The sequence below is a fragment of the Brenneria populi genome (genome assembly GCF_036016195.1).
Lineage (GTDB): Bacteria > Pseudomonadota > Gammaproteobacteria > Enterobacterales > Enterobacteriaceae > Brenneria > Brenneria populi.
The window spans coordinates 41,683-55,640 of record NZ_JAYWTM010000025.1 but is presented as its reverse complement, the minus strand read 5'-3'; the positions used below and the strand labels follow the sequence as shown (position 1 = coordinate 55,640).

The following is a 13,958-nucleotide window of genomic DNA, read 5'->3' as shown; positions in this document are numbered from 1 at the left end:
GAGTGGTTAAATCCGTGTTGTGCTATTGCATCAATTTTCTTATTCTGCCAATATGCTTCGCAGAAGTATAGATGTCCAGACGCTTTTATGTCTAAGTCTCTCAGGGTCCTTAAAACGGTAGATGGATGAATTAAAAAGGGGTTGGCAATGCCGCTTTACCGCACCTTTACGGCTGACGATGCCGTGGAATATGCCCGTCTGCACGGCGGGATGGACGATCCGCAAGAGCTGGTCGCCGCAGAAGAGATCGGCGACGGTAATCTGAACCTGGTATTTAAGATCCGCGATGTTCAGGGAAAGAGCCGGGCGATCGTCAAACAGGCGCTGCCCTACGTGCGTTGCGTCGGCGAATCCTGGCCGCTGACGCTGGATCGCGCGCGCATTGAAGCCGAAACGCTGCTGACCCACGCGCGGTTTTGCCCCCGGCACACGGTGGCCGTTTTGCACCATGATGCCGAACTGGCGGTGATGGTGCAGGAGGATCTTTCCGATCATCGCATCTGGCGCGGCGAGCTGATGAAGGGGGTTTTCTATCCCCAGGCCGCCGAGCAGTTGGGCGAGTATCTGGCGCAAACCCTGTTCCACACCTCGGATTTTTATCAGGCGCCGCACGATAAAAAGGCGGCGGTGATTCGGTTTACCAATCCTGAACTGTGTCAGATCACCGAAGATCTATTTTTTACCGATCCTTATATCGATCATGAAAGAAACCGGTTTGACGCGGCGTTGACGTCCGATGTGCGCGCGCTGCGCGACGATCGGGCATTGAAAGTGGCGGTGGCGGAATTAAAGCACCGTTTTTTAAGCAAAGCGGAAGCGCTGTTGCACGGCGATATTCATAGCGGGTCGATTTTTGTCGCGGAAGGGCGCCTGAAGGCGATTGACGCCGAATTTGGTTTCTATGGGCCGATAGGGTTCGATGTGGGTACGGCGTTGGGCAACCTGCTGCTGAACTACTGCGGTTTACCCGGGCTGCTGGCGCCGCGCGAAGCGGACGCCGCAAGAGCGCGACGTCTTAGCGACGCGCGGACGCTATGGCATAGCTTCGCGGCGCGTTTTTTGGCGCTGAGCCGGAATCATGCGCGTGACCCCTCTTTGGCTGAGCCGGGCTATGCCGAACGCTTTTTGCAGCAGGTATGGCAGGATGCGATCGGTTATTGCGGCAGCGAACTGATTCGCCGCACCATCGGGCTGGCGCACGTCGCCGATCTTGACGATATTGCGGATGACGACGCCCGGGCTGCATGCCAACGCAGCGCGCTACGCCTGGGCAGGACGCTGATTCTCGCCGCGCCGCGCATCGCCGATGCGGATGCGCTGCAGGTGCGCGTGCGTCAAAGCGCGGGGTAAAAAAACGCCGCCTGCGGCGATTTATCGCCCCATCGCGCTTACTTTTTTCCTTTCTCCATCAGCGCCTTCAGATCGGCAAAGGGATTATGCGTCGCGACGCCGACATCTTTCTGGGCGTCTTCACCCGCGACCACGGTCGAACCGTAAATATCCGCGTCGGTATATTTTGAGTGCTCATGGTCGTGACAGTAGAGGCACAGCATCTCCCAGTTGCTGCCGTCTTCCGGGTTATTGCTGTGGTCGTGGTCGATATGATGGACGGTAAGCTCGCGCAGGTTGGAGTAAACGAACTCGCGCGAGCAGCGGCCGCATACCCACGGGAAGAGCTTCAGCGCTTTTTCACGATAGCCGCTTTCGAGCTTCGCGTAGTTTTTAGGGATATATGCCATGGCGTGCTCTCTTCATTATGATTATGTCGAAAGCCGCTATTTTACCCCGGTTGACCCGCGGTATATACCCAAAATAATTCGAGCTGCGGGACAAAAACGCTAAAAGCGTTGTTTCCTAATAGCGATAGCGCCGCCGTTACGCCGCCTGCGTTTTTTCCGCGCGCTCGCGCCGCGCCGCCGCCAGCGCATCGGCGGCGAAATCGTCGACGTTAATCGAACGTAGGCGGCTGGCTTCCGCTTTGCGGAGAATCTGGGCTTCGTCCGCCGTGATTTTCCCCTCCGCCAGCGCCAGTTCGGCCAAGGCATCCAACTGGGTAAACGGCAGAGGCTTAGCGTTATCCTTTGATAAACGCTGATAAATAGCCTCCGCGGCGAGAATATCCCGCAGCGCCTCTTCCAGCAGGCCGACCGGATTGTGCTCGCCGGCGGCCAGATATTGTCCGCGCCCCAAACGGCTGCGCGCGGCGCCCGGCGTTTGCAGCAGCTGCGCCACCTGGCTATCCAGACGGTCTGACGGGGCCGCGCTGCCGCGTCCCAGCGGCAGGAGGATGCATGTTAGCAGCCGGGCGACGGCGCGGTCGGGAAAGTTGCGCAACAGATCGCTCAACGCCAGCTCCGCCTGGTGGAGGCAGTCCTGAATCGCCCAGTGAACCAACGGCAGGTCGGCTTTCTGACGGCCCTCGTCGTCATAGCGCTTCAGCGTGGCGGAGGCCAGATACAGCTGGCTGAGAATATCCCCTAGACGGGCGGAAATACGCTCCCGCCGTTTCAGGCTGCCGCCCAGCGTCGCCATGGCGACGTCGGCCAGCAGCGCCATGTTGGCGCTCAGGCGATTCAGGCGTTGATAGTAACGGCGGGTTTCGTCGTGCACCGGCGCGCGGCTCAGTCGGCCGTTGGTCAGCCCCAGCCAGAAGCTGCGCGCCGCGCTGCCGGCGATGTGTCCGATATGGCCGAACAGCGCGCGATCGAAACGGGGAATATCCGCATCCTGCGCCGCCACCATCTCCTCCAGCACATACGGGTGGCAGCGGATCGCCCCCTGGCCGAAAATGATCATGCTGCGGGTCAGAATATTCGCCCCCTCAACGGTGATGGCGATGGGGGAGCCCTGATAGAAACGCGCCAGAAAATTGGCGGGGCCGAGGCAGATGCCCTTTCCGCCGGCAATATCCATGGCGTCCATTACCGCGCGCTGGCCGCGGTGGGTGCAATGGTATTTGACGATGGCGGACAGCACCGCCGGTTTTTCGCCCTGCATAATGCCGCTGGCGATCAGCGTCGCGGCGGCGTCCATCATATAGGCGTTGCCGGCGATGCGCGCCAGCGGCTCTTCAACGCCCTCCATCCTGCCGATGGCGATTTTAAACTGGCGGCGAATGCGCGCATAGGCGCCGATGCCAAGGGCGATGGACTTCAGCCCGCCGGTGGAGTTGGCCGGCAGCGTGATGCCGCGCCCGACGGACAGGCACTCCATCAGCATGCGCCATCCCTGTCCGGCCATCGTCGGGCCGCCGATGATGTAATCCAGCGGTACGAAAATATTTTTTCCCTGGGTCGGCCCGTTCTGAAACGGGATGTTCAGCGGGAAATGGCGGCGGCCGATTTGCACTCCGGCGGTATCGGCGGGGATCAGGGCGCAGGTAATGCCCAGGTCCTCCGTTTCGCCCAGCAGATGGTCCGGATCGTACAGCTTGAAGGCCAGACCGAGTACGGTGGCTATCGGCGCCAGGGTGATATAGCGTTTATTCCAGGTCAGGCGCATGCCCAGCACCCGCTCGCCTTGCCAGTCGCCGTAGCACACCACGCCGCTATCCGGTATCGAGCCGGCGTCCGAGCCCGCTTCCGGGCCGGTCAGCGCAAAGCAGGGAATCTCCTGTCCCCGGGCCAGGCGCGGCAGGTAGCGGTTTTTCTGTTCGTCGGTGCCGTAATGTTGCAATAGTTCGCCGGGGCCCAGTGAATTGGGGACGCCGACGGTGATCGCCAGAATACTGGAGACGCCGGCCAGTTTTTGCAGCACCCGCGACTGGGCGTAGGCGGAAAATTCCAGTCCGCCGTACCGTTTTTCGATGATCAGGGCGAAGAAGCGATGCTGTTTTAAAAAGTCCCACAGTTCCGGCGGCAGATCGGCAAGCTCATGGGTAATTTCGAAGTCGTTTGCCATACGGCAGGCTTCTTCGACCGGCCCATCGATAAAGGCCTGTTCTTCGGGCGTCAGCCGCGGCGGCGGGTAGTCATGCAGCCGGCGCCAATCCGGCGCGCCGCGGAACAGCTCGCCCTCCCACCATGTCGTTCCGGCGTCGATGGCCGCTTTCTCCGTCTGCGACATCGGCGGCATCGCCTTTTGAAAAAGAGGCAGGGCGGCGGCGGAAAAGAGCCGGCGGCGCAGCGGCGCGACGTTGAGCGGGATTAATAGGATAGCCAGCGGGATCATCAGCCAGGCGGGCCACAACTGCGTGGCCGATAGGGCGGCGCAATAGGCCAGCAGGATCGCGCTGCTTAACAACAGGCTGAGGCGGTGATAGAACACGGCGCCGATGATAATCAGTAAAAGAAGCGTGCTGATAGCGACCATAGCGTATCTCCCGCGTTGTCGTCGACCTTCCGCAAGGTATTCCAGTTACTTTCCGGGCGTTACGCCTGATGGAACAGCGCCCGGCAACAGGTCCGACCTGCTGGCTTATGATTGTTGTAGTTCACGCGCCTGTTTTTATCAATTTGTTTACATCGCAATTACAACCTGACTCACAGTCTGGACGGCTGCCCGGTATTTTCCGATTGTTGCCGGCGATCCTGGCGATCGTGACATTGCGCGCTTCTCGCTGTTTCGGCAATCCGTTACACTGCATAACAGAATATGATGATGTCACCGGACAATTGAGAGGGTTCCATGTACCAAGACTTAATCCGTAGTGAACTGAAAGAGGCGGCGGCAACGCTGGATGCTTTTTTAAGCGATGATGCGAATATTCAGTCTATCCAAAATGCTGCGGTATTGCTGGCCGACGCGTTTAAATCGGGCGGGAAAGTGATTTCCTGCGGTAATGGCGGCTCGCACTGCGATGCGATGCATTTTGCCGAAGAGCTGACCGGCCGCTACCGGGAAAACCGTCCGGGCTACCCGGCGATCGCCATCTCTGACCCAAGCCATCTCTCCTGCGTCAGCAACGACTTCGGTTATGACTTTGTTTTCTCTCGTTATGTCGAATCTCTGGGGCGTGAAGGCGACGTGCTGTTGGGGATTTCAACCTCGGGTAATTCCGGCAATATTATTAAGGCGATCGCCGCGGCGAAGGCGAAGGGAATGAAGGTCATTACGCTGACGGGTAAAGACGGCGGCAAAATGGCCGGCACGGCGGATGTGGAAATCCGCGTGCCGCATTTCGGCTACGCCGACCGTATTCAGGAAATTCATATCAAAGCGATACACATCCTTATCCAACTGATTGAAAAAGAAATGGCCGCTAAAGGATAACGCCAGGCGCGCAAGAGAGGTTAAGAGATTTACCATGTGTGAACTGCTTGGGATGAGCGCAAATGTGCCGACGGATATCTGTTTCAGTTTTACCGGGTTGGTACAGCGTGGCGGCTTGACGGGGCCGCACCGGGACGGTTGGGGAATTACGTTTTATGAAGGGCACGGCTGCCGGACGTTCAAGGACCCTCTGCCAAGCTATAGCTCGCCGATAGCTCGGCTGGTGCAGGATTATCCCATCAAGTCTTGCGCCGTGGTATCGCATATTCGTCAGGCGAATCGGGGATCCGTGGCGCTGGAGAATACCCATCCTTTTACCCGCGAACTCTGGGGCAGAAACTGGACGTTTGCGCATAACGGGCAGTTAAAAGGGTATCGTTCGTTAAAGACCGGCACGTTTCGGCCGGTCGGCCAGACGGATAGCGAATTTGCCTTCTGCTGGCTGTTATACCAGCTGTCGCAACGCTATCCGCGCACGCCGGGCAACTGGCCCGCGGTGTTCCGCTATATTGCCGAACAGGCGGATTTCCTGCGCGGGAAAGGGGTGTTCAATATGCTGCTGTCCGACGGGCAGTTTGTGATGGGCTACTGTTCCAGCAACCTTTACTGGATTACCCGCCGCGCGCCTTTCGGCAAGGCGACGTTACTGGATCAGGATGTGGAAATTGATTTTCAGCAGCAGACCACGCCCGACGATGTGGTGACGGTGCTGGCGACGCAGCCGCTGACCGGCAATGAAACCTGGCATAAGATTATGCCAGGCGAATTTGTTCTATTTCGTTTCGGCGAACGCGTAATTTGATACCGGACCGCTGGTCACCAACGGTGGGCTAACGACGTACTGTCCGTTAAACACCGTGATGGCCGGCGGCTGATAGTGCTGGTTGAAATAAGCGTAGCCGGGCTGTAACTGACGCCAGAAAGCGGAGTAGGCGGAATTACGGTGGCGCTGCATATTTTTTTCCGTCATGCGGAACGGATAGATCGCCAGCTCTATTTTCGACTGCCCGTTAAGCAACGCCTGTTCCGCATAACGATAAATCTCGTCAATATAATTATTGGTCATGGCATAACAGCCCACGGAAACACATTCGCCGTGGATCATCAGGTAGCGGCCGGAATATCCTTGCGATTTATCATACTCATTAGGAAAACCGATGTTTATCGCGCGATAATAATGGCTATCCGGCTTGAGCTGGCGGAGATCGATCTGATAGAACCCCTCCGGGCTTTTCAAATCCCCCTCAACGCGTTTTGGCCCAAGCCCGCCCGAATATTTACAAATTGGATAGTTTTCCAATAGGCGATATTCATTCCCGACCTTGGCGTAAAGTTCTAATACTCTCTCTTCCTTAAATATCTGAATATAGATCGGCGAGCCCAATAGCTGTTGCTTCTGGTCTTTTGCTAGCGGCGCAGGTTCGCTGGCCGCGCAGCTAACGGTAAGGGATGGCAAAAAAAACAGCATCGCAAATGACAGCGCGATTTTTTGCATTATGGATCCTGATGAATAAAGGCTGTGCTACGTAATACGGTTCAATGTCCCGTATTCCTTTGCCATGAGGCGAAATTAAACGGTTTCACATTATCACCGCCTTAATTTTAATCAAGAGAGAAAAACAAATATATTTATAAATTAATGAACCGCGGATTTAAGGCGATGTCATTTCCGCTGTCCATTATTTATTCAGCTGCAGCAAACCGGGCGAGTAATCGATGATTACGATTTTGTCGCTTCAAACATCATTATATCGGTTGTAAAAGAGCCGTCATCCCGTACCGCAAAGTGCTGAACCACTTCTGCGGCCAGGGTTTTTTGCAGCTCGCGGATCGCGACGGCGAAATAGTCGGGAGTGCGCATGCGGGCGATCCAACTGCTGAACTCCAGCGTCAGACGGTCGCTGGCGACGTTACGCACGATAAATCCCGCATCGGTGAACATGCTCAGCCATTCGCCGGGCGAGTAGTCGCGCACGTGCGAGGCGTCGCGCAGTTTTTCCGCCGTCTGCAAATAGATATCCAGCAGCGGATGGCCCGGCGATACCACATCCATCATGACGACCCGGCCGCCCGGTTTCAGCACGCGCCTGATTTCACGCAGCGCCTGTCCGACGTCGTGCCAGTGGTGGGCGGAATAGCGGCTGATAACGATATCGGCGCTGGCGTCGGCAAACGGCAGCGATTCAGCGACGCCCTGCCGCGTGCGGATATTGGCCAGGCCTTTCTGTTCGGCCGTCTCGGCGACGACTGCCAGCATTTGTGACGAGAGATCGTAAGCCACAACCTCTTTCACCGCCTGTGCGGCAACGAAGCTGGCGTGTCCGGCGCCGCACCCCAGATCGATGACGCTGGCGTGAGGGAAGCCGGCCAATAAGGCTGACAGCCGCTCCAGATCCTTGCCCTGGGCATGCACCGAACTGGTCAGATAGTTTTGCGCCTGTGAACCAAACTGGCGTTCGACGCTGTCGCTGTGACTCTGTTTACTTTCCATTACGACCCTCTTTTTTGTGGCGGCTTTGTCCTGAAATGGCTACGGAAGAGGTTAACACGGCAATAGCGCCTGCGGGAGGAGAAACGCCCTTTTCCGTCGTTGGGGGATGGCCGGCCCGCGGAAAGCCGGCGCCTGGTTCGCCAGCTTGTTTATGGCAATCTTGATCTGTATATTTATACAGTCTCCCGGAGGTGGTATGCGCAAAATCATTCATGTCGATATGGATTGCTTCTACGCGGCAATTGAGATGCGTGATAATCCGCGCCTGCGCGACATTCCGCTGGCGATAGGCGGCAGCGCCGATCGCCGGGGCGTGATCAGCACCGCCAATTATCCGGCCCGGCGCTATGGGGTGCGCAGCGCGATGGCGACGGCGACGGCGCTGCGTCTGTGCCCGCGGCTGACGCTGCTTTCCGGCCGGATGGAGGTGTATAAGGCGGCTTCCCGCCAGATCCGGGAGATTTTTGCGCGCTACACGCCGCTGATTGAACCGCTTTCTCTTGATGAGGCCTATCTGGACGTCACCGACAGCACTCTCTGTAACGGCTCCGCAACGCTGATTGCGGAGGAGATCCGTCGGGTTATTTTCGCTGAACTGCGCCTGACCGCATCCGCGGGCGTCGCCCCGATAAAATTTCTGGCCAAGGTCGCTTCAGAGCTGAATAAACCGAACGGTCAGTATGTTATCCCGCCGGATAAGGTGGACGCGTTTTTGCTGCAGCTGCCGTTGGCAAAGATACCCGGCGTCGGCAAAGTGACGGCGAAGCGGCTGGAAGAGAAGGGCATGCTGACCTGCGCCGATGTGCGCAATCACTCGTTGAGCGAGTTATTAAAGAGCTTCGGTAAATTTGGCCGGGTGCTGTGGGAGCGTTGTCACGGCATTGATGAGCGGCCTATTTCGCCAGACCGGTTACGCAAATCGGTCGGCGTGGAGAAAACGCTGGCGCAGGATATCCACCACTGGCATCAGTGTGAAAGCCTAATCGAACAGCTCTATCAGGAACTTGAATTACGCTTAAAGCGCGTCAAACCCGACCTGCATATTGCGCGGCAAGGGGTAAAGCTGAAGTTCGATGATTTTCGCCAAACCACTCAGGAACACGTATGGCCGGTATTGAATAAGCAGGATTTGCTCGCGCTGGCGCGGCAAACCTGGGAGGAGAGGCGCGACGAGCGCGGCGTTCGGCTGGTGGGATTGCACGTCGCGCTGCTCGACCCGCAGATTGAGCGCCAGTTGGTGCTCGATTGGGGATAGGCGGCTTCGAAAAGCCGCATCGCGCGATCAGGATTTTTCGGGGATCGCCTTCAGCAGGGCGGTCAGCAGCTGCCAGTATTGGCCGACGCTGGCGATATGCACCCGTTCGTCCGGCGAGTGGGGCCCGGTGATGGTCGGTCCGATGGAGACCATATCCATATTGGGGTAAGGTTCTTTGAACAGCCCGCACTCCAGACCGGCGTGGATGACCATAATGCTCGGCGTTTTGTCAAACAGCTTTTGATAGGTTTCCCGCACCAGCCGCATAATCTGGGAGTCCGCATCGGGCTGCCAGCCGGGATAGCCGCCTTTGGGCGTGGTTTCGGCGCCCGCCAACTGCCCCAGCGCCGTCAGCGCGCCGACCACGGCATCTTTGCCGCTGTCGATCAGCGAGCGAATCAGGCAGTTGATTTCGGCCTGTTTTTCATCCATCGTCACCACGCCGATGTTCAGCGAGGTTTCCACTACGCCTTTCACCACGTCGCTCATGCGGATGACGCCGTTCGGCATGGCGTTCAGCAGGGCCAATAGCCGGTCGCCGACCGCTTTGGTCAAGGGGTGCGCTGTGCTGTCGGATGTTTCGACCAGCAGGGTCAGATTTTTCTCCGCCGCGGACAGTTCGTTTTTCAGCAGCGCCAGATACTCCTGACTTTGCGCTTTGAAGCGCTCGACGTCGGCCGCCGGTAGCGCCAGCGTGGCGAACGCTTCACGCGGAATGGCGTTGCGCAGCGTGCCGCCGTTCAGATTCAGGATACGGATATCCAGCTTATCGGCCTGTTCGAACAGGAAGCGCGCCAGCAATTTATTGGCGTTGCCCAAGCCCAGATGAATATCGCAGCCGGAGTGGCCGCCTTTCAGCCCCTTGAGCGTCAGGGTCAGCGTTTGATAACCGGCGGGCAGCGTTTCGCGCTCCAGCGGCAGCCGGGTAATAAAGTCGATGCCGCCCGCGCAGCCCATGTAGACTTCGCCTTCTTCTTCCGAATCGGTGTTGATCAGAATTTCGCCCTGTAGCCAGTTGGGCTGCAGACCGAAGGCGCCGTCCATGCCGGACTCCTCGGTCATGGTCAGCAACACTTCCAGCGGGCCGTGTTTCACGCCGTTATCGAACAGTACCGCCAGCGCCGAAGCCATACCGATGCCGTTATCCGCGCCCAGCGTGGTGCCGCGCGCCTTTACCCATTCGCCGTCAATATAGGGCTGGATCGGATCTTTGGTGAAATCATGCGCGGTATCGTTGTTTTTCTGCGGCACCATATCCAGATGCGCCTGCAAAACGACCGGCTTGCGCTTCTCCATGCCCGGCGTCGCCGCTTTGCGCAGCAGAATATTGCCGACCCGATCGCGCTCGGCATGAATGCCTTTCTCTTTTGCCCACGACAGGATATGCGCGGCAAGCGCTTCTTCATGGTAAGAGGGGTGAGGGATGGAACAGATCTTGGCAAAAATATCCCACAGCGGCTGTGGGGCAAGTTGAGACAGTTCAGACACTATTAAAGTCTCCTTTTCGGCAGGCCTGTCTTCGCGTCTGGCGCGGAGGCGCTACGGGTTGAAAGTTAATCGCTACTGGGCCGATATACCCTAAATAATTCGCGTTGCGGAACAAAAACGCCAAAAGCGTTTTTCAGACCGTTGACAACGTCAGATGTTACTCGCCCCACGGATGGGGCGAGTAACCAAGCCAACGCACCAGCAACTTGAAGTATGACGGGTATAGATTCATCTTTCAGGTCGCCGCCGGGCGAGCCCCTGAAATCCGCCGGGTTACTATGGCGTCTGGAAACAGAATATCACTTTCCGTTAAGGGTGGGGGAGGCCGCCATTAAAAAACGAATCCGCCTTATTCCGGCGGTTTATCCCGCGTGGAGCGGCGGGGCAAACCTTTGCGTACGGGGGACTGACGGGCATACGATAGGAAAATAATAGGGCGCAGCGCGGCCGTTTAGCCGAGTCAAATGATTAAACCGCCGCGGTGGTGGATGGTCACCCTGTCGCCCACCGACAACGCGCGAAATTCAGCCTCGCTGGCTTCCACCTGATAGCATCGGCCGCAGGCTTCGATATCCAGGATATATTTTTCGCTTTCCAGCGTATGTACCGGAATATAGCTGTAGACATTATCAATCAGCGTAAGCGTTTTTTGCGCGGGAAGATGGCGGCGGCGTACGACTTTCCCCCGCAGCGTTTCCGTGTTTTTCCACCGCGTTTTGAAACCGGCGGTCAATCCGTCATAAACCAGTTCGCCGTAAAACCATGCGGCCAGCCCAATGGCTAACGCCGCGCCGATCGCGCCAAGCTGCTCCTGGACTAAAACATAGAGTTCGCTCATGGTTGTCTCCGGTGGGTTCGTTTTCCTTTTAATATATTTTTCCGCCGGAAGCGTCCAATCTCTTTTTGTACTTAGCTATCGCCAAATTTTTGTTTAGACTGCGCATAGGCGGAGTAAACGCGGTGATAACGCGGAGAAACGCTGGTTTTTATGTCGTTGGATATCTATAATCCCGCGCAACCTTTTTTCCCCTCAGACTCAACGTAAGCCATTTCTATTCGGCTGGGATATATTTTATGAGCGAAAAGTACGTCGTAACCTGGGATATGTTGCAAATTCATGCCCGCAAACTGGCACAGCGCTTACTGCCTGCCGAACAATGGAAAGGCATTATCGCCGTTAGCCGCGGCGGTCTGGTTCCCGGCGCGCTGCTGGCGCGCGAACTGGGTATCCGTCACGTGGATACGGTTTGCATCTCTAGCTATGACCACGATAACCAGCGTGAAATGAAAGTGCTCAAGCGCGCCGAGGGCGATGGCGAAGGCTTTATCGTCGTAGACGATTTGGTCGATACCGGCGGAACGGCGAAAGCGATCCGCGATATGTATCCCAAAGCGCATTTCGTCACGATTTTCGCTAAACCGGCCGGCAAACCGCTGGTTGACGACTATATCGTCGATATCCCTCAGCATACCTGGATCGAACAGCCGTGGGATATGGGCGTGGTATTCGTTCCGCCGTTATCCGACCGCTGATAGTCGTCAGTCGTTTTATCTGCTGTTTGCCCAACGCCCGGCGATACCGGGCGTTGATGCCGATCGGCGCCCTCCCTCTTGGCTCGTATTCCCCCTCATTTATGAACGCGTCGGGCTGATTGTGCGCCTTTGACGCGATTTGTGCGCGCTGCCGTTTGTCTTCACCGGGATGAGTTCGCTACACTCAGGGCTGAGTTTAGTGTCGCTGACATAAAGGGAGACCACTGTGGCGCAAGCTAACCTGTCCGAAACCCTGTTCAAGCCATCTTTTAAACATCCTGAAACCTCGACGCTGGTCAAACGCGCGTGCCGCGACCGGGATGCGTTAAGGATCCACTCCGCGCTGGAGGGGGAGAACACCGGTAGCTGGTACCGCATCTTGAACCGGCTGATGTGGATCTGGCGCGGCGTCGATCCCTGGGATATCGAAGATGTGCTGGCGCGCATCGCCGTCAGCAAGGCGGAAAGGAGCGCCGATCGATTTTTGGATACGGTTATCGGCTACCGCAGCGGCAACTGGATTTATGAATGGGTTAAGCAGGGCGCCGGCTGGCAGCAGCGAGTGACGGACGACGGCGAGGCCGAACAGAACGGCCGCTATTGGCTGAACGCCGCGAATTTGTATAGCATCGCGGCGTATCCCCATATTAAGGGCGATGAGCTGGCCGAACAGGCTCAGACGCTGGCCAACCGCGCTTATGAAGAGGCCGCGAAATATCTTCCCTACGGGTTGAAAGAGCTGACCTTCCCGATCGAAGGCGGCGGTTCGCTGACCGGGTTTCTGCATCTGCCGCCGGAAGGCGAGGCGCCTTTCCCGACCATCCTGATGTGCGGCAGCCTGGAAATGCTGCAAAGCGATTACTACCGCCTGTTCCGCGATTACATGGCGCCGGCCGGGATGGCGATGCTGACCATTGATGTGCCGTCGGTCGGCTTCTCCTCGCGCTGGAAACTGCATCAGGACTCCAGCTTCCTGCATCAGCAGGTTTTGCGGGCTTTGCCGGACGTGCCGTGGGTGGATCATTGCCGCGTCGGGGCGTTTGGCTTCCGCTTCGGCGCCAATATCGCCGTGCGTCTGGCGTATCTGGAGTCTCAGCGTTTGCGCGGCGTCGCCTGCCTTGGCCCGGTGGTGCATCACCTGTTGTGCGACGCGGAGCGCCAGCGGCAGGTGCCGGGGATGTTTATGGATGTGCTGGCGAGCCGTCTGGGGATGCCGTTTTCTACCGACGAGGCGCTGAAAATCGAGCTGAGCCGTTATTCGCTAAAAACGCAAGGGTTGCTGGGACGGCGTTGCCCGACGCCGATGCTGGCCGGATATTGGGATAACGACCTGGTCTGTCCGAAAGAAGAGGCGGCGCTGATCGTCAACTCCTCACAGCAGGGAAAACTGCTGCCGGTTAATTTTTCGCCGGTTTATCAGAACTTCCATCAGGCGTTACAGCAAATCACCCGTTGGTTAGGCCAAAATTTAGCTTAGTTGATTGATAAATTATCATACTCTGCTAAAAAGGGTGTTCAAACCAAGGAGATTGCCGAATGATGCTACCGAGTGGACATACGAAAAGCAGACTCATGAAAAACTTTGCTTCTCTGGGGCCATATATACGCGAAGCGCAGTGTGAGTACGACCATTTTTTCTTCGATTGCCTGGCCGTTTGCGTCAATGTCAAACCCGCCCCGGAAAAACGCGAATTCTGGGGTTGGTGGCTGGATCTCGAAGCGCAGGAGCAAACCTTTGTCTACGACTATCGTTTTGGTTTATTTGATAAAAGCGGTAACTGGCGCGAAGAGAAAATTAAAGATAAGGCCGTGATGGATAAGTTGGAAAGCACAAAAGAAGCCTTTCATACCCGTTTGGAAACCCTCCTGCAATCTCTGGATCCGGTCTGTTCATTAACCGCACGACCGTGATGCTCCCCGTCTGATCCCCGATTTATTCGCGGGTTTTCGCGTTGTGCCTGTTGGCATAATGCGCCCGGC

General features: G+C 57.1%; 13 protein-coding genes. 7 read left to right on the top strand and 6 right to left on the bottom strand.

The window, feature by feature from the left end:
- The first annotated feature begins 147 nt into the window (after positions 1-147).
- Positions 148-1,350: an S-methyl-5-thioribose kinase gene (gene mtnK, locus VSX58_RS19120; protein ID WP_327619484.1), complete on the top strand. Its 1,203-nt coding sequence runs from the start codon at positions 148-150 to the stop codon at positions 1,348-1,350.
- 38 nt (positions 1,351-1,388) lie between these two features.
- On the opposite strand, the gene yajD is transcribed toward mtnK, so the two are convergent.
- Complete coding sequence (gene yajD / locus VSX58_RS19115; protein ID WP_319605506.1) at positions 1,389-1,739, bottom strand: HNH nuclease YajD; 351 nt, start codon at positions 1,737-1,739, stop codon at positions 1,389-1,391.
- Between the two features lie 136 nt (positions 1,740-1,875).
- Positions 1,876-4,311: an acyl-CoA dehydrogenase FadE gene (fadE, locus tag VSX58_RS19110; protein ID WP_327619483.1), complete on the bottom strand. Its 2,436-nt coding sequence runs from the start codon at positions 4,309-4,311 to the stop codon at positions 1,876-1,878.
- Positions 4,312-4,626: 315 nt separating this feature from the next.
- Between fadE and lpcA the strand changes: the two genes are divergently transcribed.
- Together lpcA and VSX58_RS19100 are read left to right on the top strand one after the other, a co-directional pair.
- Positions 4,627-5,211, top strand: coding sequence for a D-sedoheptulose 7-phosphate isomerase (gene lpcA, locus VSX58_RS19105; RefSeq protein WP_327614307.1), 585 nt, complete (start codon positions 4,627-4,629; stop codon positions 5,209-5,211).
- A 34-nt stretch (positions 5,212-5,245) separates the two neighbouring features.
- Complete coding sequence (locus VSX58_RS19100) at positions 5,246-6,013, top strand: class II glutamine amidotransferase (protein ID WP_327619482.1); 768 nt, start codon at positions 5,246-5,248, stop codon at positions 6,011-6,013.
- Here VSX58_RS19100 and dpaA read toward each other — a convergent pair.
- Both dpaA and VSX58_RS19090 read right to left on the bottom strand, forming a co-directional pair.
- On the bottom strand, positions 5,984-6,706 hold the full coding sequence (gene dpaA / locus VSX58_RS19095) for a peptidoglycan meso-diaminopimelic acid protein amidase (protein ID WP_327619481.1): 723 nt from the start codon (positions 6,704-6,706) through the stop codon (positions 5,984-5,986). The two genes, VSX58_RS19100 and dpaA, sit on opposite strands and share 30 nt — an antisense overlap.
- Positions 6,707-6,931: 225 nt before the next feature.
- Positions 6,932-7,702 (bottom strand): class I SAM-dependent methyltransferase, encoded by a 771-nt coding sequence (locus VSX58_RS19090; RefSeq protein ID WP_327614310.1) that lies wholly within the window; start codon positions 7,700-7,702, stop codon positions 6,932-6,934.
- Between the two features lie 196 nt (positions 7,703-7,898).
- Here VSX58_RS19090 and dinB point away from each other — a divergent pair, with 196 nt between their 5' ends.
- Positions 7,899-8,957 (top strand): DNA polymerase IV, encoded by a 1,059-nt coding sequence (gene dinB, locus VSX58_RS19085; protein ID WP_327619480.1) that lies wholly within the window; start codon positions 7,899-7,901, stop codon positions 8,955-8,957.
- Between the two features lie 27 nt (positions 8,958-8,984).
- Here the strand turns inward: dinB and pepD are convergent, their stop codons facing one another.
- Both pepD and VSX58_RS19075 read right to left on the bottom strand, forming a co-directional pair.
- The gene (gene pepD / locus VSX58_RS19080; RefSeq protein WP_327619479.1) at positions 8,985-10,445 is read right to left on the bottom strand and encodes a beta-Ala-His dipeptidase; all 1,461 of its coding nucleotides are present in this window, start codon (positions 10,443-10,445) and stop codon (positions 8,985-8,987) included.
- 460 nt (positions 10,446-10,905) lie between these two features.
- The gene (locus VSX58_RS19075) at positions 10,906-11,283 is read right to left on the bottom strand and encodes a hypothetical protein (protein WP_327619478.1); all 378 of its coding nucleotides are present in this window, start codon (positions 11,281-11,283) and stop codon (positions 10,906-10,908) included.
- Positions 11,284-11,519: 236 nt separating this feature from the next.
- Here VSX58_RS19075 and gpt point away from each other — a divergent pair, with 236 nt between their 5' ends.
- The 3 genes from gpt (at position 11,520) to crl (ending at position 13,889) form a co-directional block, all read left to right on the top strand.
- The gene (gene gpt, locus VSX58_RS19070; protein ID WP_327614314.1) at positions 11,520-11,978 is read left to right on the top strand and encodes a xanthine phosphoribosyltransferase; all 459 of its coding nucleotides are present in this window, start codon (positions 11,520-11,522) and stop codon (positions 11,976-11,978) included.
- A gap of 226 nt (positions 11,979-12,204) precedes the next feature.
- Entirely contained in the window at positions 12,205-13,455 is a 1,251-nt protein-coding gene (gene frsA / locus VSX58_RS19065; RefSeq protein ID WP_327614315.1) for an esterase FrsA, read from the top strand.
- Between the two features lie 59 nt (positions 13,456-13,514).
- On the top strand, positions 13,515-13,889 hold the full coding sequence (gene crl / locus VSX58_RS19060; RefSeq protein ID WP_327619477.1) for a sigma factor-binding protein Crl: 375 nt from the start codon (positions 13,515-13,517) through the stop codon (positions 13,887-13,889).
- The last annotated feature ends 69 nt before the right edge of the window (positions 13,890-13,958 follow it).